This is a genomic window from Acidovorax sp. KPB24-03 (assembly GCF_057546605.1).
Genome location: NZ_BAAJYR010000003.1, coordinates 1 through 22,881, shown reverse-complemented (window position 1 = coordinate 22,881; position 22,881 = coordinate 1). Strand labels below are relative to the sequence as shown.

The window sequence follows — 22,881 nt, the reverse complement described above, 5'->3', positions numbered from 1 at the left end:
CACAGACAGGAATCAACCCTTGCAACGTCTTCCATGCACCAGATGCGGCGACTCCATTCACCCCGATACGGCAGCAAGCAACGATGGCCTGTGCATGCCTTGTGTGCGAGGCAATACCCGCTCCATTGAAGAGCGTCGCGAGGAACATCGGCAGCGCCGCGAGGCCGAGCGTGCCGATCGAGAATCCCCGGAACGCCTGTATTGGATTGCCCTCGTCGACCGGGTGTACAAGGGCGAGGGCTTTGAATCGCTCTCGCATGGCGACCAGCTTTATTACTTGCTCAGCGTCCTTTCTGGCGAGGTCCACAACGGAGGCTTCGATCAGTTCTTCTCCAACTCCAGCGGTAACCACTACCGCGAAACCGTCGATGCGCTCAAAGAGATCGGAGATACCTTGGCCCTGGACCTTCTATTGCAGGCAAAGGCTGCGGTATTCGGTGACGCACCAGTACCCGCCAACCGCGTGGCTCGCTTCGACCTCATGCGCACGGCATCGGAAGACCACCCTGAATATGAAATTGCGAACCAGGTGCTCGATGGCCTGGACCGGCGCTTTTGGAGCCATGCGGAACAGTTCGGTGCACAGCTCGAGAATTTGGCCGCGTCCCATCAGCTGTACAAAATGACCTGACCTCTCAGGCCCAAGGTCGTGATCGTGGTGGCCGCCATGGATGTCCCATGACCGCGATACAGACAACACCCATCGGTGATCGGGGAATGGTTTTTGACTTCGCGGCCAGGAAAGGGCTATGTCACCTGGCCCGGAGTGCTTTGCCGTGTGGACAGCCGGGCCGGCGATAGCTCTTCCACCACCAAGCCCTCACGCACCAATTCCTCAGGCAGTGGCTCGCCGCGCAGCAATTGCCGAGCAAGCAGCGACGCGCCAGCAGCACTCTGAATGCCATACCCGCCCTGCCCTGCCAACCAGAAAAAGCCCGGCACATGGTTGTCCCACCCGATGACCATGTCGCCATCCGGCACAAATGAGCGCAGCCCCGCCCAGGTATGGGATGGGCGGCGGATCTGGAAAGTCGTCATTTCCTCGATGTGATAGATGCCGGTGGCCACATCCAGCTCTTCGGGCACCACGTCGTGCGGATGGGTGGGGTCGGCATTGGCAGGTGAACCCAGCAACTGGCCTGCGTCAGGCTTGAAGTAAAAACTTTCGTCAATGCCTACCACGGCCGGCCAGTGGGCGGCATCCAGGCCCTCGGGCACGGCGAAGGTGAAGGCGGTGCGCCTGCGCGGCTCCAATCCGATGGGCGGCACGCCGGCGAGGCCTGCCACCACATCGGCCCAGGCGCCCGCCGCGTTGACGATGGTTCCGGCCTGCAGCTGCCGGCCATCTGCCAGTGTGACCCGCCAACCGCCGCCCTGGCGCTGCAGATCCGTTACCTCGGCATGGGTCAGCACCTGACCACCACGCTGCCGCAGCCCACGCAGATAGCCCTGGTGAAGCGCATGCACGTCGATGTCGGCAGCGTCGGGCTCGCGCATGCCTGCAGCCACGGCATCGGGCCTCAGGCATGGCAGTTGGGCCAGCAGTGCTGCCTTCTCCACCCATTCCACATTGGGTGATGCGGCCCGGGCTTCGTCATAAGCCTGCTGCAGCAGGTCCAGTTGGTCAGGCCCCGCCACATAGACCACGCCACGGGGCGAGAGGATGGGGTCCGCTCCGAACTCGGGCGGCGGCGCGTCATAGAAGGCGCGGCTTGCCCGGGTCAACGCCTGGATGTTGGGGGTGCCGTAGGTGGCCATATAGAGCGCCGCGGAACGCCCTGTGGTGTGATAACCGGGCTGGGATTCACGCTCCAGCAGCAGCACGCCGGGGCGGTCGCTCTCACCCTCCGAATTGACCAATTGCCAGGCCAGCGAGGCACCTGCGATGCCTGCGCCGATGATGATGAAGTCCACTGATTGCATGGTTTCACGCTCCCCCATCACACCGCAGACACCTTCGCCGCCGAGGCCGCTCGGTCATCGCGCGGCAGGCTGCGGACATCGCGCGGATCAGGTGCGCCGGTCACGATCGAGGTCAGTGCGGGCTCCACGCGGGTTGCCACCAACTTGGCCAGGTCCGGCCTTGGGCGGTCCAGCCCGGCGATGCCCTTGAAGGCCTGCTCCATCGCATGGCCCACGCCCAGCGTGTAGCGGTCTGCCCGGAAACGTCCCACGATCTGCAGGCCAAAGGGCATGCCTGCGTCGTCCAGCCCGCACGGCAGGCTCAGCGAGGGGTGTGTGGTGAGCGTGGTCACATAGGTCAGTGCCAGCCAGCGGTAGTAATTGGCCTGCGGCTCGCCGTTGATGTGACTGGCGAACAGCTGCGTCCATGCGAAGGGAGACACGGGCGTGGTAGGAGACAGGATCACGTCGTACTGCTCGAACAGCGCCTGAAACCGCGCCAGAATGCGCGTTTGCTCGGCCTGTGCCCAGGCGCTGTCCAGCAGCGTCATAGCGGCACCCATTTCGTAGTTGGCGCGGGTATTGGGACCCAGGCTATTTGGGTCGCGCTGGTAGGCTTCGCGCATGCCGGCCACGAAGGCCTCGGCGCGCAGTACGTCGAAGCAGCGGTGCACGTCGCCCAGATCCATGTCGATCGTGTCGCAAGTGCCGAACAGGTGCTTCATGGCTTGCACCTTGGTGCGAAACACGGCGCGGATGCCGTTGTCCACCGCGCAGGCACCAAAGTCCTCCGTGATCGCCACGCGCAGGCGGCCCAGGTCCACCGTTTCGGGTAATAGAAAGCTTGTGGGGTCCAGCGGGTAGCTCAGCGGATCGCCGGCCGACATGCCCGCCGTCGCGGCCAGTTGCAGGCAAGCTTCTTCCACCGTGCGGCCCATCGGGCCCACGACGGAGATGGGCGTCCAGCCAAGCAGCTTGCGCGAGCTCGGCACCACGCCGGGTGACGGCCGAAAACCCACCACGCCGCAGATGGAGGCGGGAATGCGCAGTGAACCGCCCGTGTCCGAGCCCGTACACACGGGCAGCATGTCGCAGGCAAGTGCCGCGGCCGAGCCGCCCGATGAGCCCCCGGCATTCAGCGTAGGGTTGAACGGGTTGCCCGTAGCCCCCCACACGGTGTTGCGCGAGTTGGCGCCGGCGCCCATTTCGGGAATGTTGGTTTTACCCGCCACGATGGCGCCAGCGGCTCGCAGGCGGGCCACCAGCACGTTGTCTTGCACAGGGATGTGGTCGCGATAGATTTCCGAGCCATAGGTGGTCAGTAGCCCAGCCGTGGCTTCCAGATCCTTTACGCCCAGCGGCAGGCCATGCAGCAGACCTAACGGCTCGCCGCGCAGCACGGCCTCCTCAGCCACCCTGGCCTCAACGCGAGCGCGGTCATAGCAGGTGGCGGTGATGGCGTTAACGGACGGGTTCACGGCCTCGATGCGTTCGATGCAGGCGTCCAGCAGTTCCACAGGTGATACCTCTCGGGTGCCGATGCGGTGACGCAGTTCGTTGGCGGTCAACTCGACCAGCGTGCTGGGGGTGATCATGGGGTATTCGTCTCCTTGTCGATTTGGCAGTGCACATCCGGCAGCGCGTATCCATTCGTTATCCATGATGTCTGCGAACCACCGTCAGCCTCTGAACCTGCGGCAGTCCAAAGCAGTGGCCGCAGCGCAAAGTCTTTCTGTCCCGCGGGCAACGTCCTACCGCATGGCACGGTGAAGACAGCGCGGTGTGGGTCTCAATCGGCCGTGATGCTTGCTCGCTGGGCAATGGCGCGCATCAGGGGCAGTTCCCTGTCGATCAACTCGGCCACCGTTTTGGACGAAGCATAGGCAGGTTCAAAGCCCACAGCGATCATCTTGTCGCGGGTTTCCGGGTCCGACACCACCTGGGCCAGGGTCAACTCCAGCCGCGACTTGACGGCGGGCGGCAGCCCGCGCGGCGCCACCATGGCCAGCCAGGTGTCCATCTCCAGGCCGGGGTATCCGCTTTCCACCAGCGTGGGGACCTTGGGCAGCAGGGCCGAACGCTTGCCCGCCGTGACGGCAATGGCCTTGATCTTGCCGTCCTTGAGCTGAGGCAGTGCCGCCGACACGGTGTCTACCGTGAACGGAATCTGCCCACCCATCAGGTCCGTCATGGCGGGCGCACTGCCCTTGTAGGGCACGTGCTGAATCTTCAAACCCGCGGCGTGAAAGAACATCTCGCCTGCAAACTGCGACGTGGTGCCCGCGCCAAAGGAGCCATAGGAATATTTATCGGGTGCGGCCTTCACCAAAGCCACAAACTGCTTCAGGTCAGCCGCCGGCACGTCCTTGTTGGCCAAGAGGATCAGGCTGGTGCGCCCGGCAATGCCGATGGGCTCGAAGCTCTTGACCGGGTCGTAGGGCAGCTTGGGGCGCACCGCAGGGTTCACGGTAAAGGTCGTGCCTGAACTCATGAGCAACGTGTAGCCGTCGGGCGTTGCCTTGGCCGCATAAGCAGCCCCAATGGTGGTGCCCGCCCCGGCGCGGTTGTCGATGACCACGCTTTGCCCCAGCAGATCGCCCATCTTCTTGCCAATCAGCCGGCCCAGCACGTCGGTGGCGCCGCCGGGCGGAAACGGAATCACCAGCGTGATGGGCTTGGTGGGGAATGGCGCTTCCTGTGCCATGGCAGGGGCCCACGAAGCCGCGCCCAAGGCACAGATCACAGCGGACAAAAGCAGCTTCTTGCGGTTCATGACGTTAGCTCCAAGGGTCAAACAAGGGTATAGAAAAAAGAGACATCGAGAAATGCCGCAGACGCACGCTGCGTCAGTCACGCGCGGCAAGCAAAGCCCGCCCGCGCTTCACAAAGCCCTGATACTGCGCATCAGGCACCAAGAGCCCGCCAGTGGTCCACACGAGGTGGGTGGCCTGGGGCAGCACTTCGCCCACGCCGGTGCTGCGAAGCCAAGCCTGCCCCGCGTCGGTGCCGGTCAGCATGCCGGGGCCGCTGAAGCCTGCCGCGGCCGAGGGCTCGATGCGCTCGCCCAGCGCATCCAGCACCTGCACCAAATGGGCGAACAAGGTGTCGTCCGCCACCGTGAACCCCCCGGACAGCAGCGGCGCCATCAATTCGGCCGCCAGCAACGAAGCGCGCGGCACGGCCAGCCCATCGGCCTCCGTCTGGTTGGTCAGGCCCCAGTCATATACCGAAGGGTGCGCTGAACCGCTTGCCAAGCCGGCTTGCCCACCCAGCATCTGCACCAGGAAACATGGCGACTGAACCGGCTCCGCGAAGAAGCAATGCACATGGGGTCCCAGCAACTGCCGCAGGCCAAAGGTGATGCCCGCAGGTGCTCCTCCCACCCCGCAAGGCAGGTAAACGATGAGGGGGTGACCGGCATCCACCACGATGCCCTGCTCTGCCAGCTGCTTTTGCAGATGCAAGGCCGCGGTGCTGTACCCCAGCAACAGCGAGAACGACTGCTCGTCGTCCACGAAGTGGCACGTGGGATCGGCTCCGGCCTGGGAGCGACCGGCGGCCACTGCGCGCTCATAGTCGCCCGCATGCTCCACCACCAGCACGCCACGCTGGCGCAGACGCTCCTTTTTCCACTCCTTGGCGTCGGCCGACATGTGTACCGCCGCCTTGAATCCCAGGGCCGAGGCCACCACGCCGATGCTCAGCCCCAGATTGCCGGTAGACCCCACTGCCACTTCGTAGCGTCCCAGCACTTCGCGTGCCGCAGTGCCGGCCAGCGCAAGGTAGGCATGTTCGTCACCGCTCTGCGACACCAACCCATGCTTCAACGCCAGTTGTTCGGCGAACTCCAGCACCTCATGCATCCCGCCACGCGCCTTGATGGAGCCCGCCACTGGCAGGCGATGATCGGCCTTGATGAACAGGTTGCCCTGCCCTGGCTGCAGGCCGAGCACAGGCTTCAACGCGGCAGCTGGCAGCAGGGGCGACTCTACGACGCCCTTCGCGTCTGCCAATTCCGTAAACACCTGTGCCAGCAATGCCTCGAAACGTTTCAGGCGAGCGGCAGCGGCTTTCGTATCATCCAGACTAATGCTGCGCCCCAGTGCCTCCAACGTGGCCGGCGGATGTTCCAGGCGTTCAGGATTGGTCCACAGGCACGGTTGGGCCTGCCGGAGGCGGATTGCCAATGCGTCAACTCCAGCCTGCGGGGAACGGTTGATTGGATAGGACATATCAGGTTCAGGCAGCAATGGGACACGGTTTTCGGGCCGATTTCCAAATGGGCCCCTGTAACGCATTCTTCGCCCGTCACCCTGTTGCCACAACGCATTTATAGTGGCGAACGCATTAGCCAAAGTAATGGACATCCACCTCTCCGCCTCCTTGCTCGCCTGGCTGCGCTGTTTTGATGCAGCCGCCCGCCACGGCAGCTTCACCAAGGCCGCTGCCGAACTTTGCATCACCCAGGGCGCCGTCAGCCAGCAGGTCAAGCACCTCGAAGACTGGCTGCACCGTCCGCTGTTCCTTCGCACACCGCGCGCGCTGGTGCCCACGCCCGAGGGCCAGTGGCTGGCTGTGGTGCTGCGCGAGAGCTTCACCGCGATCGAAAACACACTGGCGCAGATGCGCCGGCCGCAAGAGGCCGCTACTGCCACCCTCAGTTGCTCACCGTCGTTCGCCATGAGCTGGCTCACGCCCCGGCTGGGCGAATTTTTCCGCCAGTATCCGAGCATGGGCCTGCGGGTGTTTGGCGAGTTCCACAGACTGGACCGCACCCGCATGGTGCGGGACGGTATCGAGGCCGCAGTGCGTTTCGATTTGGGCGGCTACCGTGATCTGAACGCAACGGTGTTTCTCGATGAGTGGCTCCTGCCCGTGGCGAGCCCCGATTTTTTGGCGCGGCATCCACCCATCACATCACCCCAGGACCTGCACCGCGACTGGCTGTTGCACGACGGCAGCGCATGGGACGGCGCCGACACGTACGAGGAATGGCAACACTGGTTTACTCAAATGGGCGCCGCGCCACCACTGTGGGCGGGTGGCCAGCAATTCAATCTGTCTCAATTGGCCCAGGGCGCCGCACTGGCCGGCCAGGGCATTGCCATGGGCCGCGCCGCACTGGTATTGCAGGACGTCAAGGCAGGGCGTTTGGTGCCGGTTCTTCAGCGCAGCGTACTGTCGCGCGCGTCTTACTCGTTTGTGACCACCGCGCATCCCAGCCCGGCCATGGAGCAGGTCCGGGAGTGGTTGGTAGAAGAGGGACGGGGATTTTGTGAGGAGCGGCGACAGGCGCTGCCGGTGCCGTGAAAAAACCCTTCACAGCTCCCGCACTTGCAGCGAAAGGTGTTCCGGCACACATCGTGCCGACGAAAACGCAATCCTCCGAACCACCATCACTGACCGTTTCGTGTGATATCGCTGCGATTGGAATCTGGCATCGAAGTGTCGACGAGCACTGTTCGGAGTCAGAAGCGCGTTGCGCCTGCGTATCCTAGATCACGATGGATCACTCTGCACTTGTCAGCACAAGCAGCGGGGGGCGGAAAAGTCGATGACGCTTTTGATGATTTTTCGCATTTCCGTGATGAGTGGCCTCACATCGTCGCGCCGCCACTGCACGGTATAGGTCAGGGGTGCCAACGCATTGCCTGCAGACAGAATCCTCAGCATCCCGCGAGCTTGCAGCGCTTCGGCCCACCCGTGGGGCATGTACGTGAAGCCCAGGCCTTCGGCCACCATTCCCACCACCGCACCCCAACTGTTGCAACTGAGCCGCCGCTCGACGCTCATCGATTGACCGCTCAGCCATTCATCCAGGATGCGGGTAGCACCTGAGCCCTCAGGCAGGGCAATCAGCATCTGCTCGCGTACCAGGCGCTGCGGCAAGTCAGTACCGGCTTTCACGAGAAATGCCTCGCTTGCAGCCCAGACGAATCGCACCTGCGCTACGCGTTCGAAAGCCAAGGTACTGCGCGATGAGGGGCCTGCGATCACCACGCAGTCGAGTTCGCCATCCACGATGCGCTGCTCCAGCACTTGGCCAATGTCGGTATGCGGCTCCAACTGCAGCGCAGGATGCAGTTCGGCCACCTTCTGCACCAGCTTCGGCAGCCAGGTCAGTCCACTCAGTTCGCCAAAGCCAATCCGGCAACGCCCTTGCAAACCAGTACTTTGACCGATGGCCTGTTGCAACTGGGCCGCGTCATGCAGCAACGCACGAACACGCGGCAACAGCAGTTCGCCATGGGGCGTCAACTCGGCTGACCGCCCGCTCCGGTCGAACAGCAGGGTCCCCAGCGAAACCTCCAATTCAGCAATGCGCTTTGACAGGGAAGAAATGGACAGGTGCACCCGTTCAGCCGCGACCGTGAAATTGAGACAAGTGGCGGCCCAGTAGAAGGCCTCGAGTTGCTTGAGGGTCATGAATTTAGTTTACTAAAAGCGAAATCAAAAGTTCGAATTTTTTCTCTTTTCTTTCAATATCAACCGGCGCACCATGGTTGCGCCATGCCTTCTTCTCCCCTACTCATCCCCAAAGCCTGCCGACAGGTGCTGTCCCTGGACGACTTCGAGAAGTTGGCCCGCCGCCACCTGCCTCGGCCCATCTTTGCCTACATCAGCGGCGCCGTAGAGGACAACCAGTCGCTGGCGGAGAACCGCAGGGCCTTCAATGATTTGGCCTTCCGCCCGCGCATGCTGGTCGGCGTCGCGCAACGCGACCTCGGATTCGAACTCTTCGGCCGCCGCTACGCCACGCCGGTGGGACTCGCGCCCATGGGGATTTCCGCGCTTTCGGCCTACCGTGGCGATGTCGTGCTGGCCCAGGCAGCACAGCAAGCCAATGTGCCGGCCATCATGAGCGGCTCTTCGTTGATTCGGCTCGAAGAGGTGATGGCGATCGCTCCGCAAACCTGGTTCCAGGCCTACCTGCCGGGCGAGCTTGCGCAGATAGATGGCCTGCTCGATCGCGTGCAAGGCGCAGGCGTACAGACCCTGGTGGTCACTGTGGACACACCCGTCGCAGCGAACCGGGAAAACAATGTACGTGCAGGCTTTTCAACGCCGCTCAAGCCCAGCTTTTCGCTGGCTTGGCAAGGCCTGAGCCATCCGCGCTGGTTGCTGGGTACGTTTCTGAAGACGCTGCTGCTGCATGGCATGCCCCACTTCGAGAACAACTACGCCACGCGCGGCGCGCCCATCCTTTCCTCCAATGTGCTGCGCGATTTCTCAGACCGCGCCCACCTGGCTTGGCCCCATCTGGCAGCCATACGCAAGCGCTGGCCGAATCAACTCGTGGTCAAGGGCATCCTGACGCCGGAGGACGCTGTGCATGCACGCGACCATGGCGTCGACGGGATCATCGTCTCCAACCACGGAGGGCGTCAGCTGGACGGTGCGGTGGCACCGCTGCGCGTGTTGCCCGCCATCGCACGCGCCGTTCCCGAAATGCCGGTGATGCTCGACAGCGGCGTTCGCCGCGGTACCGACGCCGTCAAAGCGTTGGCCCTCGGGGCGCGCTGCGTATTCGTGGGCCGGCCCTTCAACTATGCCGCCTCGGTCGCTGGACAAGGCGGCGTGACCCATGCCATCTCCCTGATGCACGAAGAAATTTCTCGGGATATGGCCATGCTGGGACTCACGCGCATTGCCGACATCACATCCCGCTGCATCCGTCCAGTTGCCAGTCCCATCGACTATTTCCCCATCACTTCGAACCAACCATGAGCAAAATCCAGGGTTTCCACATTCATGCGCGCCCCTCGACCGTCGTGAGTGACGCACTCTTGGCGCGGTACCGGGGCTTCCAAGTCGCCAACATCAGCGACGCCATGAGCCGCACCACCGGAACTTCGTCGCTGAAACCGTTCCACAGACGCGATGGTGGACTCGCAGGCCGTGCGCTGACGGTGCGCACCAGGCCTGGTGACAACCTCATGGTGCACCACGCCATCGACACCTGCGCACCGGGTGACGTCATCGTGGTGGATGCCGGCGGAGTGGGTCCGAACGCCATCATTGGCGAAATCATGCTCGCGCTGCTGATCGCGCGCGGCGCGGCAGGCATCGTCATCGACGGGCTGATTCGTGACAGCGACGCCATCGGTCAGCATAGTCTGTCGGTGTATGCACGCGGGGTTGCACACCGTGGCCCATACAAGGATGGCCCAGGCGAGTTGCATGTGCCAGTCACCATTGACGGGATGGTGGTGCATCCCGGGGACATTGTGGTTGGCGATGGCGATGGCCTGCTGGCGGTGCCGCCCGAAGAGGCCGAAGACATTGCGGCACGTGTCGAAGCCATTGAACGCATCGAAGCCGATGCGCTGCAGGCCATCGCTGAAGGCCGCGCCGACCGGAGCTGGGTTGAACGCACGCTGCGCGAGAAGGGCGTTCTGTGAGCCAGGTCGTTCGCTTCGACTATTGGCTGGACCCGGCCTTCAATCGCATCATCTCCGCAGCCCCTGGCGTGACATTGCAGACCTGCGCACGGGAAGGCGCTGACCGTGCAGCATGGGAGGCGCTGGCCCAAGCGCAAGTGCTGCAGATCACTGCGGCCAAGGATGAGTTGCCGCGACGCTGGTTCGTCAGCGCTGAGTTGCTGGCACGCTGCCCCAAGCTGCTGGCGGTTTCGTCGAGTGGTTCAGGTTGCGACACCATCGACATCGAAGCGTGTACGCGCGCTGGCGTGGTGGTCATGAACCAGGCCGGCGGCAACGCCGATTCAGTCGCCGAATTGGCACTCGGCCTGATGCTGGCGGTGCTGCGCCGCATTCCGGAATCGGATGCGTTGCTGCGCTCGAACCAACGCAGCTTCAGTCGCGAAGACTTGATGGGCCACGAACTGCGCGGACGCACACTGGGCATTGTGGGTGTCGGCGAAACCGGCCGGCGCACCGCAGCACTGGGTCGGGCCTTCGGCATGCAAGTGCTGGGCGTTGATCCCGCACTGGACGACGCCGAGATGAGTGCACGAGGTGCGCAATCCGTGTCACTGGATGAATTGCTGCGTCGTTCCGACATTGTCTCGCTGCACTGCCCGCGCAATGCCAGCACCCTCGGGCTGATGAACGCAGCCGCATTCGCAGCGATGAAGCCAGGCAGCATCTTCGTCAGCACCGCACGCGGCGGCATTCACGATGAGAACGCCCTGCATGCTGCAATCGCCAGCGGCCATCTCAAGGGTGCAGGTCTCGATGTGTGGGACCAGGAGCCTCCACCCGCCAGCCATGCCCTGTTGCGCCTCCCGAATGTCGTGGCAACGTTCCACACGGCTGGTGTCACACATGAAGCCCGGCGCAACAACGCCACGCTGGCCGCCATACAGATCTTGCAGTTGCTCTCGGATGGCGAGCGACCTGAGCGCCTGGTCAACCCTGACGTCTGGCCACGGGCCAGGGAGCGTATTGCCGCCGCGCTCGGCCACTGATTCCCATAAGCCCGAAACGGGCAAACATCACGGAGACAAGCATGAACAAACAATGGACCCGTCGCACGCTGTGCGCCGGATTGCTCGCTACTGCATTTGCGCTTCCCTCAGCAGCGCAGCCCGCCGCGCCGTACCCTTCTAAACCCATCGAGCTGATTGTGGCCTACGGTCCTGGTGGAGGTACCGACCTTGTCGCCCGGTTGCTGGCACGGCACCTGGAAAAGCAACTCGAAGGCAGTGTCGTGGTACTCAACCGTCCTGGCGCGGGAGGCGGCATCGGCTTTGGCGAGCTGGCACGCGCGAAGCCTGATGGCTACACCATCGGCTTTATCAACACACCCAACGTGTTGACCATTCCGATTGAGCGCAAGAGCAGTTTCCACTGGAGCCAGTACGACCTGCTCGGCAACCTCGTGGACGACCCGGGCGGCTTCGCGATACACAACACAAACAACATCACCTCGCTGGCGGGCCTGGCGGCCTATTCCAAGGCGAACCCTGGCGCTGTGACTGTTGGCACGACAGGCACCGGATCGGATGACCACCTGGCGATGCTGCTGTTCGAACGCGCTACGGGAACCAAGCTCATGCATGTGCCTTACAAAGGCGCTGGCGAGGTGCGTGCCGCGGCCACGGGCCAGCAAATTGTGATTGGCGCCATCAACATCGGGGAGGTGCTGGCATATCAGAAGGGGGGCACCCCGATCCGACTGCTGGGTCAAATGTCAGCTGAGCGCTCATCCCTGGCGCCACAGGTGCCGACCTTCAAAGAGCAAGGGATTGCCATTGAGTTGGCCTCGCTGCGTGGCCTGGCGGCTCCCAAGGGCTTACCGGAGGCGATCCGCAAGAAACTGGTTGATGCGATTGCCACCATCGCCGCGGACCCTGCGTTCAAGCAGCAGGCCGAAGCCATGTACGCACCTTTGCGATACCTGGGGCCAGCGGCTTATGCGGCCGAACTCGAAGCCACGGAAGCCAACTTTCGCAAACTCTGGGCAGAAATGCCCTGGCAAGACAAACCGTGAAGCGTGGAGTCCGCTTGTCCGCCGAGGCAAACGCGCCACCCCCATTTCCCGGAACACCCTTGAAGGACTCACCACTCAATGGGTTCGCTGCAGGCCTGCAAGCTCCTCGATGAAAGCACACCATGACCACACTGACTCGCCGTCGCTTCTCCGCACTCGCATTGGCGGTTGCGCTGCTACCTCACATCCACGCCATGGCCCAGGGCGCTCTATCGGCCGGCCCCATCACCATGATCGTGGGCTGGCCTGCCGGAGGCCCCTCCGACAACGTGGCACGGCTCACGGCCGTCCGCATGTCCGAGGCATTGGGCCAATCCATCGTCATCGACAACAAGGGGGGCGCTGGGGGCAACATCGGCAGCGATGCGGCTGCACGCGCGAAGCCGGATGGCAGCAACATCATGCTGGCGACGGTGGCATCGCACGGTCTGAATTCTGCGCTGTACCCGAAACTCAACCATGACCCCATAAAAGACTTCGCACCCATCGGCATGATTACGACATCTCCGAGCGTGCTGCTGGTACCGACCGATTCGCCGTTTCTCTCGGTTGCGGACTTGCTCAAGGCCGCTCAAGCCCGACCAGGCCAGCTCAATTACGGATCAGGCGGCGTCGGCTCCAGTCAGCATCTGGCTGGCGCCAACTTCAAGAAGATCACTGGCGCCGACGTGACCCACATCCCTTACAAGGGAACGGCCCCGGCGATGACCGACCTGATGGCTGGCCGCGTGGATTTCGTTCTGACGACGGGCGCAATGTCCTTCATCCGCTCGGGCAAGCTGCGCCCGCTCGCGGTGGCCGCTCGACAGCGCCTGCCAGCGCTACCCGACGTACCGACTTTCGAGGAAGCCGGGGTGAAGGGGTTCCATACCGACTCCTGGTACGGACTGGTCGCGCCGGCAGGCACGCCGCGTGCAGCGTTGGACAAGCTCAATGCTGCGCTCGCTACCGCCCTGCGCAATCCGGAGGTGCAAAAGCAGTTCCTGGACCAGGGTTCGCTGCCCGTCAAGCCGATGGGCGTCGATGAATTCTGGAGCTTCGTGCAGCAGCAGATGCCATTGGCTGCCGAGCAGGTGCGGGTGTCCGGTGCGAAAGCCGAGTAACTGATAACAAGGACCGCAAGGACCGCCTTCACTCTCGTACTTTGGAGCCCATGCGTTTGCTGGAGCAGATCACTCGTCAGATGCCCACCCGGTCATGGCGCAGATCCAGTGGCTGATCACGGAGTGCGAAGTTTCATGAAGAGCGGCGGCAGGTGCTGCCTGCGCCGACGGGGTGGAAGCCCCGCCCTCGCCCCCGCGTCAATCCAGCGTGACCCGCGCCTCCTGAATCACCTTGGCCCATTTGACCGTTTCCGACGCGATGAAGGCATCGCATTCCTGAGGGGTGGAGCCTTCAGCGAACGTCCCCATGGTCTGCTCCAGCCGCTGCGTCACTTCGGGGCTGCGGACGATGCGCGCCACTTCGTCGGACATGCGCTGCACGATTTCGCGGGGCACGCCGGAAGGCGCGAGCATCGCGGCCCAGGTACTGCCCACCAGGCCAGGGTAGCCCTGCTCGGCAAAGGTCGGGACATCGGGCAAGGCAGGAAGGCGCTTTTCGCTGGCCACCCCGATGAGGCGGATCTTTCCGGCCTTGGCTGGCTGGATCAGGTTGGGCGGTGGATCCAGGAACAGCGGTACCTGCCCACCCATGAGGTCTGCCAGCGCAGGTGAAGCACCTTTGTACGGGATGTGCACCATCTCGGTCTTGGTGATCAGGCGCATCAGCTCGGAGGTGAGGTGGGCGGCAAATCCGTTGCCAGACGACGCGAAGCTCAGCTTGCCTGGATTGGAACGCGCATAGGCCACCAGTTCGGCCGTCGTCTTGAAGGGCGCATTCATCGCTACGGCGGCCACCAGGGGCGACACCCCCATCAGCGACACGCCCACCAAATCCTTCTTGGGGTCGTACGGCAGCTTGGGATACAGCGTGGTGTTGGCGGCATAGGCGGCGATGAACACGCCGAAGGTGTAGCCGTCCGGCGCGGCCTTGGCCACGGCGTCCACGCCGATGATGCTGTTGGCGCCCGGCTTGTTGTCCACGATCACCGGCTGGCCCAAGCGCTGTTGCAAGCCCACCTGCAGCAAGCGCGCCATCTGGTCGGTGAAACCGCCCGCAGTGTAAGGAACCACGATCCGGATCGGCTTGCTCGGCCAGGGGACGCTGGCCAAGGCCGGCGCGCTGACAGCCGCTCCGGCGAAACCCGCCGTGGCGGCGAGCAACAGTTGGCGGCGGCGAAGGAATGTGTGCATGTGTGTCTCCTATCTCCAGGAATCAGGGGAAATGACCGGCACACGGCATGGCGTGTGGCTCTGGTCCATAGGTCAGAGCCGGTCCACCAGTTCCGGCACAGCCGTGAACAGGTCGGCCTCCAGGCCGTAGTCGGCCACGCTGAAGATCGGCGCCTCCGGGTCCTTGTTGATCGCCACGATCACCTTGGAGTCCTTCATGCCCGCCAGATGCTGGATCGCGCCCGAGATGCCCGCCGCGATGTACAGCTGCGGCGCCACGATCTTGCCCGTCTGCCCCACCTGCAGGTCGTTGGGCGCGTAGCCCGCATCCACCGCCGCGCGGCTCGCGCCGATCGCCGCACCCAGCTTGTCGGCCAGGGGCGTCATCACTTCGTTGAACTTCTCGCTGCTGCCCAGCGCCCGCCCGCCCGAGACGATGATCTTGGCGGCGGTGAGCTCGGGGCGGTCGCTCTTGGTGACCTCGCGGCCCACGAAGCTGCTCTTGCCCGAATCGGCGGCGGCCTCCTGCTTCTCGACCGCGGCCGAGCCCCCCGTGGCGGCCGCGGCATCGAAGCCGGTGGTGCGCACGGTGATGACCTTGGTCGCATCGCTGCTTTGCACGGTGGCGATGGCGTTGCCGGCGTAGATGGGGCGCTCGAAGGTGTCGGGGCTGTCGACCTTCGTGATGTCGCTGATCTGCGCGACGTCGAGCTTGGCGGCCACGCGGGGGGCCACGTTCTTGCCGCCCGCGGTGGCGGGGAACAGGATGTGGCTGTATTGGCTGGCAATGGCCAGCACCTGGGCGGCGACGTTCTCGGCCAGGCCGTCCTTGAGGCTCGCGCCATCGGCCAGGATGACCTTGCTGACGCCGGCGATCTGCGCGGCGGCCTGGGCGGCGGCATCGGCGCCGCTGCCCGCCACCAGCACGTGCACGTCGCCACCGCAGGCCACGGCGGCCGTGACGGTGTTCAGGGTGGAGGGCTTGATGCTGGCGTTGTCGTGTTCGGCAATTACGAGGGCTGTCATGTTCAGATCACCTTTGCTTCGTTCTTGAGCTTGTCCACCAGGGCGGCCACGTCGGGCACCTTGATGCCGGCGCGCGCTTCGGCGGTTCGGAGACCTTCAGGGTCTTCAGGCGCGGCTTGACATCGACGCCCAGGTCTTCGGGCTTGACGGTATCGAGCTGCTTTTTCTTGGCCTTCATGATGTTGGGCAAGGTGACGTAGCGCGGCTCGTTCAGGCGCAGGTCGGTGGTGACCACGGCCGGCAGCGTGAGGGAGATGGTCTCCAGCCCGCCATCGACTTCGCGCGTGACGTTGACCTTGTCGCCGCTCACTTCCACCTTGGAGGCGAAGGTGGCCTGCGGCAGGTCGGCGAGCGCGGCGAGCATCTGCCCGGTCTGGTTGGCATCGTCGTCGATGGCCTGCTTGCCCAGGATGATGAGCTGGGGCTGCTCCTTGTCCACCAGCGCCTTCAGGATCTTGGCCACGGCCAGGGGCTGCAGCTCTTCGGTGGTCTCCACCAGGATGGCACGGTCGGCACCGATGGCCATCGCGGTGCGCAGCGTTTCCTGGCACTGCGCGACGCCGCAGGAGACGGCGATGACTTCGGTCACCACGCCCTTTTCCTTCAGGCGCACGGCCTCCTCGACGGCGATCTCGTCAAAGGGGTTCATGCTCATCTTCACGTTCGCGATGTCCACACCCGTGTTGTCCGACTTCACCCGGACCTTCACGTTGTAGTCCACCACGCGCTTGACAGGGACCAGAATTTTCATGGCAGTGTTCTTTCCTGTGTTTAAAGGATGGGTTGAAGGAGTGCTCGGCGGACCACTCCAGCCACGCGCTCGCTGACGGGTGCTTGGACTTCACCCATGAGGCGGACGATGGATTGCTGCACGGATCACTCCGACGCAATTCCTTTGTCTCGGATCAGTTGGCCCCATTTGGCATAGTCTTGCTGAACATGCTTACCCATCTGCGCGGGGTCTTCGAAACGCGCGATGGCGCCAGCGTGCAGCAGCTTCTCTTGCGTTTCTTTTTCAGCCAGGATCTGCTTGACCTCGTTCGCCACCCGGTCCACCACCAGTTTCGGCGTACCGGGTGGTGCAAGCAGTCCGCCCCAGGACACGGCGTCGTAACCCTTGAAGCCTTGCTCGGCGATGGTTGCCACATCCGGCAGCATGCTGACGCGCTGGGGTGAGCCCACGGCGATGGCCCGCAGCTTGCCGGCCTGGATATGCGGAAGTGCAGCGACCAGGTCGGCATACATGATGGGCACCTGGCCGCCGATGGTGTCGGTGATGGCAGGAACGCCGCCCTTGTAGGGCACATGCTGCATGTCGAAATGGCCCATCTGCTTGAGCAACTCCATGCTGAGATGGCCAAAGCTGCCGGTCCCGGAACTGGTGTAGTTGAGCGGCGTCTTCTGCGCCTTGGCGTGGGCAATGAGCGTGCGCAGGTCGGTCACGTCCGGCAACTGCGCCGGGTTGACCACCACCACGATGGGCAGGTCATAGACCGTGGCGACGGGGGTGAAATCCTTCACCGTGTCGTAACTCAGCTTCTTGTAGAGATGCGGGGCCAGCAAGGTCGGAGTGGCCAGCATCATGAAGGTGTAGCCATCCGGGTCGGCCTTGGCCACCTGGGAGGCGGCGATGGAGCCCGAGGCACCCGGACGGTTGTCCACCACTACGGACTGCTTCAACCGGTCGGCCAGCTTCTGCCCGACGATGCGCGAAGCCGTGTCCGTGGGCCCCCCTGCCGGAAAAGGCACCACCAGCTTGATCATCTTGGTCGGCCAGACGGCCGCCGCTTGCTGCGCGCTGGCGCTCCCGAAAAGCCATGGGGCGGCGGCCAGCGCCAGAAGGGTGTTCCGGCGCGTGCAGGCAAGAAACGTTTTGTGAGGCAAAGGCATGGTGTTTCCCGTCAATCCATCGGTCAGTCATTGCAGGGGCAGCCACTGACTCGTTGCTGAGCTGCGGCCGCCAGGTTTCAGTCGAGCTTGGCGCCAGCTTCGTCGACCAAAGCCTTCCAGACAGGCATGTCGCGCTGGTAGTTCTCGCGAAAGGCTTCCGGGCTGTTCATCAGGGGCATGAAGCCGGCCCCAACGGTGCGCTCCAGCACCTTCGGGTCCTTGGCGATCTCGCGCAGGTGGCCGTAGAGCTGGTCCACGATCTCCTTGGGTAGTCCGGCAGGAGCACCCATGGCCACCCAGCCGAAGATGGCATACGCATCGTCCGGCACCCCTTGCTCGTAGATGGAGGGCAGCGTGGGCAGAATGTCCATGCGCTGCTTGCCCGTTACGCCGATGGCCTTCAGGCGGCCCGCATCGATGAAGGGCTTGGTGTTCAGCGCACTGGAGAAGCACAGCTGCAGCTGGCCGCCGATCAGCTCCTGGATCATGGGTGCCTCGCCCTTGTAAGCCACGTGGGTCATGTCGGCGTCCATCGTCTTGCTCATGTAGGCCCCGGCCAGGTGCGCGTAGGAACCCACGCCCCAGGAACCGTACGAGAGCTTGCCCTTGTGGGCCTTCACGTAGGCCAGCAACTCTTTCATATTGCTCGCGGGCACCGACGGGTGCACCACCAGCGTGACGGGCGCTGCCGCGATCTGGGTGATGGGCGTGATGTCCTTCTGCGGGTCGTAGGGCAGCTTGGTGTACAGAAACTGGTTGATCAGCATCGATGTGCTGAGCGATACCAGCAGGGTGTGCCCGTCGGGTGCGGCCTTGGCGACTACGTCGGTACCCAGGATGCCGGCGGCACCACCCCGGTTGTCCACCACCACGGGCTGGCCCACGCGTTTTGCCAGCGCTTCGCCCACCGTGCGGGCGATGATGTCCGTCGCCCCCCCGGCGTTGAACGGCACGATCAGCCGGATGGGCTTGGTCGGCCAGGCTGCTTTGGCGGTTTGCGCTGCGGCCTGGCCAAGCAAGCTGGTGCCCCCCAGCGCCGCCAGCCCCTGAAGCAGGTTGCGGCGGTTGTATTGGATTCCCATAGCGTTGTCTCCTGGATCAGTGCGATCGTCGTCAAGGGATGAAAACGGCCCCATGCACCATCTGATGCGGTGTTTTCGCAAGGGACCGGGCGGTGAAATGGAAGGCCTTCAGGCCGGTGGCGAATCGTCCGGCAGGGTCAGCACGCCGCGCTGCTGCAGTTGCTGCAGTTCGGCGTCGCTCATCGACAGCAGGCGGTGCAGCACCTCGCGTGTGCCCTCGCCCAGCGTGGGCGGCGCGCTGCGGATGGGCAGGCGCTGGCCGTCCATGCGGTAAGGAGGTGCAAAGACGGGCGTGGTTCCGACCACGGGGTGCGGCATGTCGCGCAGCAGGCCGCTGCGGCGCGTTCTCTCGCTGGTCAGCGCCTCATGCAACCCCGCCACACGGCCGCAGGGAATGCCGGCGGCCGTGAGGCGCTCCAGCAGCAGATCGCGCGGGAAGGCATGGATCAGTGCCTTCAACAAGGGGCCCAGTTCCACGCGGTTCCTGGCCCGGTTCACGTTGGTGGAAAAGCGCGGGTCTTCCACGATGTCGGGCCGCTCGATGACCTGGCGGCAGAACTTGTCGAACTGCGCGTTGTTGCCTACGGCGATGATCAACGGACCATCGGCCGCGTCGTACATGCCGTAGGGAACGATGGATGGGTGCGCATTGCCGTAGCGCTCCGGATCGCGGCCCAGCTGCATGGCGTCGAGGCCGTAGTAGCCTGTGACCATGATGCCGCAGTCATACAAAGCCATTTCGATGAGCCGGCCGTGCCCAGTGCGCTCCCGGCGAAACAGCGCCGCCAACACGGCCTGCGCGGCGTACATGCCGGTCATCAGGTCCACCACGGCCACGCCGAATTTCAGCGGTGGCTGCGTGGCCTCGCCGTTGAGCGCCATCAGGCCCGCCTCGCCCTGGATCACCAGGTCGTAGCCAGGGCGTTTGGCCTCCGGGCCGCTGCTGTCGTAGCCAGCCACCGCGCAATAGATCAGGCCAGGCCGCAGCGCCTTCAACTGCTCGTAGCCCAGGCCCAGCTTCTCGGCCCCACCAGTCTTGAAATTGTGGATGACGACGTCGAACTGCGGTAGCAGGTCACGGATGATCTGCAGGCCCTCGGGGCTTTGCAGATCCAGCGTGATGGACCGTTTGTTGCGGTTCATGCTGTTGTAGTAAGTGGTCTCGGTCTGGCCGATGCGCAAGCCCCAGTCGCGCGTGTCATCGCCGCGGCCCGGGTGCTCGACCTTGATGACCTCGGCGCCGAAATCGGCCAGCACCTGGCCGCACAGCGGCCCGGCGAACACGCGCGACAGATCGAGCACGCGCACGCCTTCCAGCGGAAAATCGATGTCCTGTGACGGGTCTGGGGCGGTCATGGTGTTGTCTCCTGTGTTGGTCGTAGTGGGCATGCGTGCGTCAGTCCGCACCGCGCAGCGGTGCGAAGTCCGGCGTGCGCTTTTCCAGGAACGCGCCGATGCCTTCGCGGGACTCTTCGGTGGCTTGCGACATCACCATGAAGCGGGCTTCACTTTCCAGCTGTTCCTCCAGCGACGCATGGGGCGCAGTACGGCACAAGGCCTTGATGCGTGCCATCGCCCGTTGCGGACCGTCCGCCACGCTGGTGGCCAGTGCCAAAGCGCCCGCCAGAGCCTTGCCCGGTTCGACCAGGCGGTTGACCGCACCCAGGGCATGCAGGCGTTCGCCCGACAGACGCTCGCCCGTCAGGCACAACTCGGTCAGCACCTGACGGGAAACGAACTCGGCCAGGAACGCCGTCGCACCGCCGTCGGGAGTGAGGCCGACCTTCACATAGGCCACGGAGAACACGGCATCGCGCGCCGCCACCAGCATGTCGCACGCCAGGGCGAGGGACAGGCCAGCACCCGCGGCGGCGCCCTCCACTGCAGCGATCACGGGCTTCTCGCAGTCGCGCACGGCGCGGATGAGGTCGTGCAGGCCTTCGAGCTTCTCGCGTCGCTGTTCGACGCTCAACTCACGCCGTTTGGCCAACTGCCTCAGGTCGCCACCCGCGCAGAAATGGCCGCCCTCTCCTGTGAGCACGACAGCGCCCACCGAAGGATCGGCCTGCGCCTCGACCAAGGCCTGCGTCAGTGCGGCGTAGAACGCGGGGGACAGCGCATTGCGCGCAGCCGTGTTGTTGTTGCTCAGCACCAGCACGGCGCCATCGCGCCGCTGCAGCAAAGGCGGGGTGGTCTCTGTCATGGCCGTCCTTTCGAGGAATCAGCGGATGCCGCGCCCAGAGCGATGAACCGGGCCAGGTGGTGGTCTTCGTCGCCGAACTGATGGTCGATCAGCACCAGGCGCTTGGCGTAGTGCGACAGGGGCAACTCCCAGGTCATGCCGATACCGCCGTGCAGTTGGATGCTTTCCTCCGCGACCAGCGCGCCCACATAGCCTGCGGTGTACTTGGCAGCCGACAAAGTGCGTTCGCGCGCCCCGCCCCGCGCGTTGTCGATGGCGTCGGCCGCGTTGATGACAGCCGAACGCATCTGCTCCACCTCCAGCAACAGGTCGGCCATGCGGTGCTGCAGGGCCTGGAAGGTGCCGATGGCCACGCCGAACTGCTTGCGCGTCTGCAGGTACTCCAGAGTGCTCTGCTTGGCCACATCCATGGCACCCAGGGCTTCGGCCGCCAGTGCCAGCAGCGCATAGCCCTGCACGAGCTCTAGCAGCGCGTAGCCCTCCCCTTCCTGGCCCACTAGCGCTTCGGAGCCAAGCTGCACATCGGTGAACGTCAGTTCAGCCGCACGGCCGCCGTCAATCCGGCTGTAGCCGCGTTTGGCGATGCCAGCCGCACTGCCATCTACCAGGAACAGGCTGATGCCGGCGGTGTCGAACGGGCGGCCCGCCGTGCGTGTGGAAACCAGCAGCAGATCGGCCTTTCCACCAAATGCCACCACCGACTTGGCACCGTTCAGCACCCAGCCCTGGGCGGTCTTGGCAGCTGTCGCCGAGACATTGGAAAGCTCGTAGTGGCTGCCGGGTTCGTCGTGGGCCAAAGCAGCGACCACTCCACCGGCGGCAATGTCTTGCACCCTGGCTTTCTGCGCCTCGGTGCCCGCCGCGATCAGCGCCTGGCCCACGACCAGGGCCCCCAGCAGGGGCTCAGCCACCAAGCCTTTGCCCAGGGCTTCGAACACCACGCTGATGTCGAAACCTCCGCCGCCAAATCCTCCTGCGGCTTCGGGAAACAAAGCGCCGATGGCGCCCAGCTCTGCGAACTGGGCATAAAGGGCGGGGCTGTGGCCCTCGTCGCCATAGGCGAACTGGTTGCGGCGCTCCATGCCGTACTGCTCGGCGATGAAGCGGTTCAGGCTGTCCGCCAGCATGCGGCGGTCTTCGGTGTGTACGAAGTTCATAGGAAACTCTTTCTCAATCCATGGGACCCGAAAGCGGCCACCGCGCAGTTCGTCTCCTCGCAAGGGGCAGGCGCTAAACGACTCAAGGGGTCTTGCATGGCTACAGGCCGAGAATCATCTTGGAGATGATGTTCTTCTGGATTTCATTGGAGCCGCCGAAGATCGACAGCTTGCGGTAGTTGAAGTAGTTGGCGGCGGCCGTTGCAGCCTCCTGCGGGCCCACCGGCGCTTGCGTGTAGCCCTCGTACTGCGCGTCCTCGATGAAAGGGGCGGCATAAGGGCCCATGGCGCGGCGGATCAGCGAGAGGATCTCCTGGCGGATCTCGGTGCCGCGGATCTTGAGCATGGAGCTTTCCGCGCCCGGCACCCCGCCGCCGGCCACGGCGGCAATCACACGCAGGTTGGTGGTCTTCATGTTCTCCAGGTCGATCTCGACGCGGGCCATGCGCGCGGCGAACAGCGGGTCTTGGTCGATGGGCCTGCCGTTCTTTTGCACCTTGGCAGCGATGATCTTGAGCTTGGCCAGGGCCGAGATGCAAAAACCCACGCCCGCGATGCCCGTGCGCTCATAGGTCAACAGGTACTTGGCATAGGTCCAACCCTTGTTCTCCTCGCCCACCAGGTTATCCACGGGCACCTTCACGTCGGTGAAGAAGACTTCGTTGACCTCGTGATCGCCGTCCAGTGTGCGGATAGGGCGCAACTCCACGCCGGGACTGTTCATGTCTACCAGCAGGAAGCTGATGCCGGCCTGGGCCTTGGCTTCGCGTTGGGTGCGCACCAGGCAGAAGATCATGTTGGCGTGCTGGCCCTGGGTGGTCCAGGTCTTCTGGCCGTTGACGACGTAATGGTCGCCCTGCCGCACCGCCATGGTCTTGACCGAGGCCAGGTCC

The 22,881-nt window shown here is 64.1% G+C and carries 20 protein-coding genes and 1 pseudogene; 7 read left to right on the top strand and 14 right to left on the bottom strand.

Annotated features, from left to right (window positions below; all coding sequences use genetic code 11):
* The first annotated feature begins 19 nt into the window (after positions 1–19).
* Positions 20–631, top strand: coding sequence for a DMP19 family protein (locus AC27KI_RS01235; RefSeq protein WP_487087630.1), 612 nt, complete (start codon positions 20–22; stop codon positions 629–631).
* Positions 632–747: 116 nt separating this feature from the next.
* Here the strand turns inward: AC27KI_RS01235 and AC27KI_RS01230 are convergent, their stop codons facing one another.
* The 4 genes from AC27KI_RS01230 to dsdA all read right to left on the bottom strand — a co-directional run bounded on the left by AC27KI_RS01230 (position 748) and on the right by dsdA (position 6,134).
* On the bottom strand, positions 748–1,923 hold the full coding sequence (locus AC27KI_RS01230; RefSeq protein ID WP_487087631.1) for an NAD(P)/FAD-dependent oxidoreductase: 1,176 nt from the start codon (positions 1,921–1,923) through the stop codon (positions 748–750).
* A 17-nt stretch (positions 1,924–1,940) separates the two neighbouring features.
* Positions 1,941–3,497 (bottom strand): amidase, encoded by a 1,557-nt coding sequence (locus tag AC27KI_RS01225; RefSeq protein WP_487087632.1) that lies wholly within the window; start codon positions 3,495–3,497, stop codon positions 1,941–1,943.
* A gap of 194 nt (positions 3,498–3,691) precedes the next feature.
* Positions 3,692–4,675, bottom strand: a complete 984-nt coding sequence (locus tag AC27KI_RS01220) for a Bug family tripartite tricarboxylate transporter substrate binding protein (protein WP_284429810.1) — start codon at positions 4,673–4,675, stop codon at positions 3,692–3,694.
* A gap of 73 nt (positions 4,676–4,748) precedes the next feature.
* Positions 4,749–6,134 carry a D-serine ammonia-lyase gene (gene dsdA, locus AC27KI_RS01215; RefSeq protein WP_487087659.1) on the bottom strand — a complete coding sequence of 462 codons (1,386 nt, stop codon included), beginning with the start codon at positions 6,132–6,134 and terminating at the stop codon, positions 4,749–4,751.
* Positions 6,135–6,261: 127 nt separating this feature from the next.
* On the opposite strand from dsdA, the gene AC27KI_RS01210 reads away from it, so the two are divergent.
* Positions 6,262–7,212, top strand: a complete 951-nt coding sequence (locus AC27KI_RS01210; protein WP_487112221.1) for a LysR substrate-binding domain-containing protein — start codon at positions 6,262–6,264, stop codon at positions 7,210–7,212.
* 213 nt (positions 7,213–7,425) lie between these two features.
* On the opposite strand, the gene AC27KI_RS01205 is transcribed toward AC27KI_RS01210, so the two are convergent.
* Positions 7,426–8,328 carry a LysR family transcriptional regulator gene (locus tag AC27KI_RS01205; protein ID WP_284429807.1) on the bottom strand — a complete coding sequence of 301 codons (903 nt, stop codon included), beginning with the start codon at positions 8,326–8,328 and terminating at the stop codon, positions 7,426–7,428.
* Between the two features lie 84 nt (positions 8,329–8,412).
* On the opposite strand from AC27KI_RS01205, the gene AC27KI_RS01200 reads away from it, so the two are divergent.
* The 5 genes from AC27KI_RS01200 (at position 8,413) to AC27KI_RS01180 (ending at position 13,460) form a co-directional block, all read left to right on the top strand.
* Positions 8,413–9,630 (top strand): alpha-hydroxy acid oxidase, encoded by a 1,218-nt coding sequence (locus tag AC27KI_RS01200; RefSeq protein ID WP_487087634.1) that lies wholly within the window; start codon positions 8,413–8,415, stop codon positions 9,628–9,630.
* Entirely contained in the window at positions 9,627–10,304 is a 678-nt protein-coding gene (locus AC27KI_RS01195; RefSeq protein ID WP_487087636.1) for an RraA family protein, read from the top strand. Before AC27KI_RS01200 ends, AC27KI_RS01195 begins: the two co-directional genes overlap by 4 nt.
* Positions 10,301–11,332: a hydroxyacid dehydrogenase gene (locus AC27KI_RS01190; RefSeq protein ID WP_317352926.1), complete on the top strand. Its 1,032-nt coding sequence runs from the start codon at positions 10,301–10,303 to the stop codon at positions 11,330–11,332. The genes AC27KI_RS01195 and AC27KI_RS01190 overlap by 4 nt, the downstream gene beginning before the upstream one ends.
* 41 nt (positions 11,333–11,373) lie before the next feature.
* Entirely contained in the window at positions 11,374–12,357 is a 984-nt protein-coding gene (locus AC27KI_RS01185; RefSeq protein ID WP_317352928.1) for a Bug family tripartite tricarboxylate transporter substrate binding protein, read from the top strand.
* Positions 12,358–12,479: 122 nt separating this feature from the next.
* The gene (locus AC27KI_RS01180) at positions 12,480–13,460 is read left to right on the top strand and encodes a Bug family tripartite tricarboxylate transporter substrate binding protein (protein ID WP_487087639.1); all 981 of its coding nucleotides are present in this window, start codon (positions 12,480–12,482) and stop codon (positions 13,458–13,460) included.
* Positions 13,461–13,658: 198 nt separating this feature from the next.
* Here the strand turns inward: AC27KI_RS01180 and AC27KI_RS01175 are convergent, their stop codons facing one another.
* From AC27KI_RS01175 to AC27KI_RS01135, 9 genes and pseudogenes are all read right to left on the bottom strand, one after another.
* A complete protein-coding gene (locus tag AC27KI_RS01175; protein ID WP_487087641.1) occupies positions 13,659–14,651 on the bottom strand; it encodes a tripartite tricarboxylate transporter substrate binding protein in 993 nt (330 codons plus the stop codon).
* Between the two features lie 72 nt (positions 14,652–14,723).
* Entirely contained in the window at positions 14,724–15,656 is a 933-nt protein-coding gene (locus tag AC27KI_RS01170; protein WP_487087643.1) for an electron transfer flavoprotein subunit alpha/FixB family protein, read from the bottom strand.
* 2 nt (positions 15,657–15,658) lie between these two features.
* Positions 15,659–16,407, bottom strand: a pseudogene (locus tag AC27KI_RS01165) (electron transfer flavoprotein subunit beta/FixA family protein).
* 125 nt (positions 16,408–16,532) lie between these two features.
* Positions 16,533–17,546 (bottom strand): tripartite tricarboxylate transporter substrate binding protein, encoded by a 1,014-nt coding sequence (locus AC27KI_RS01160; RefSeq protein ID WP_284429799.1) that lies wholly within the window; start codon positions 17,544–17,546, stop codon positions 16,533–16,535.
* 77 nt (positions 17,547–17,623) lie between these two features.
* Complete coding sequence (locus AC27KI_RS01155) at positions 17,624–18,628, bottom strand: Bug family tripartite tricarboxylate transporter substrate binding protein (RefSeq protein ID WP_487087645.1); 1,005 nt, start codon at positions 18,626–18,628, stop codon at positions 17,624–17,626.
* Between the two features lie 108 nt (positions 18,629–18,736).
* The gene (locus AC27KI_RS01150; RefSeq protein ID WP_487087647.1) at positions 18,737–19,984 is read right to left on the bottom strand and encodes a CaiB/BaiF CoA transferase family protein; all 1,248 of its coding nucleotides are present in this window, start codon (positions 19,982–19,984) and stop codon (positions 18,737–18,739) included.
* Between the two features lie 40 nt (positions 19,985–20,024).
* Entirely contained in the window at positions 20,025–20,831 is an 807-nt protein-coding gene (locus tag AC27KI_RS01145) for an oxepin-CoA hydrolase, alternative type (protein ID WP_487087649.1), read from the bottom strand.
* The gene (locus AC27KI_RS01140; RefSeq protein WP_487112219.1) at positions 20,828–21,988 is read right to left on the bottom strand and encodes an acyl-CoA dehydrogenase family protein; all 1,161 of its coding nucleotides are present in this window, start codon (positions 21,986–21,988) and stop codon (positions 20,828–20,830) included. Before AC27KI_RS01140 ends, AC27KI_RS01145 begins: the two co-directional genes overlap by 4 nt.
* 100 nt (positions 21,989–22,088) lie before the next feature.
* On the bottom strand, positions 22,089–22,881 hold a 793-nt coding region (locus AC27KI_RS01135; protein WP_487087653.1), incomplete at its 5' end, for an acyl-CoA dehydrogenase family protein.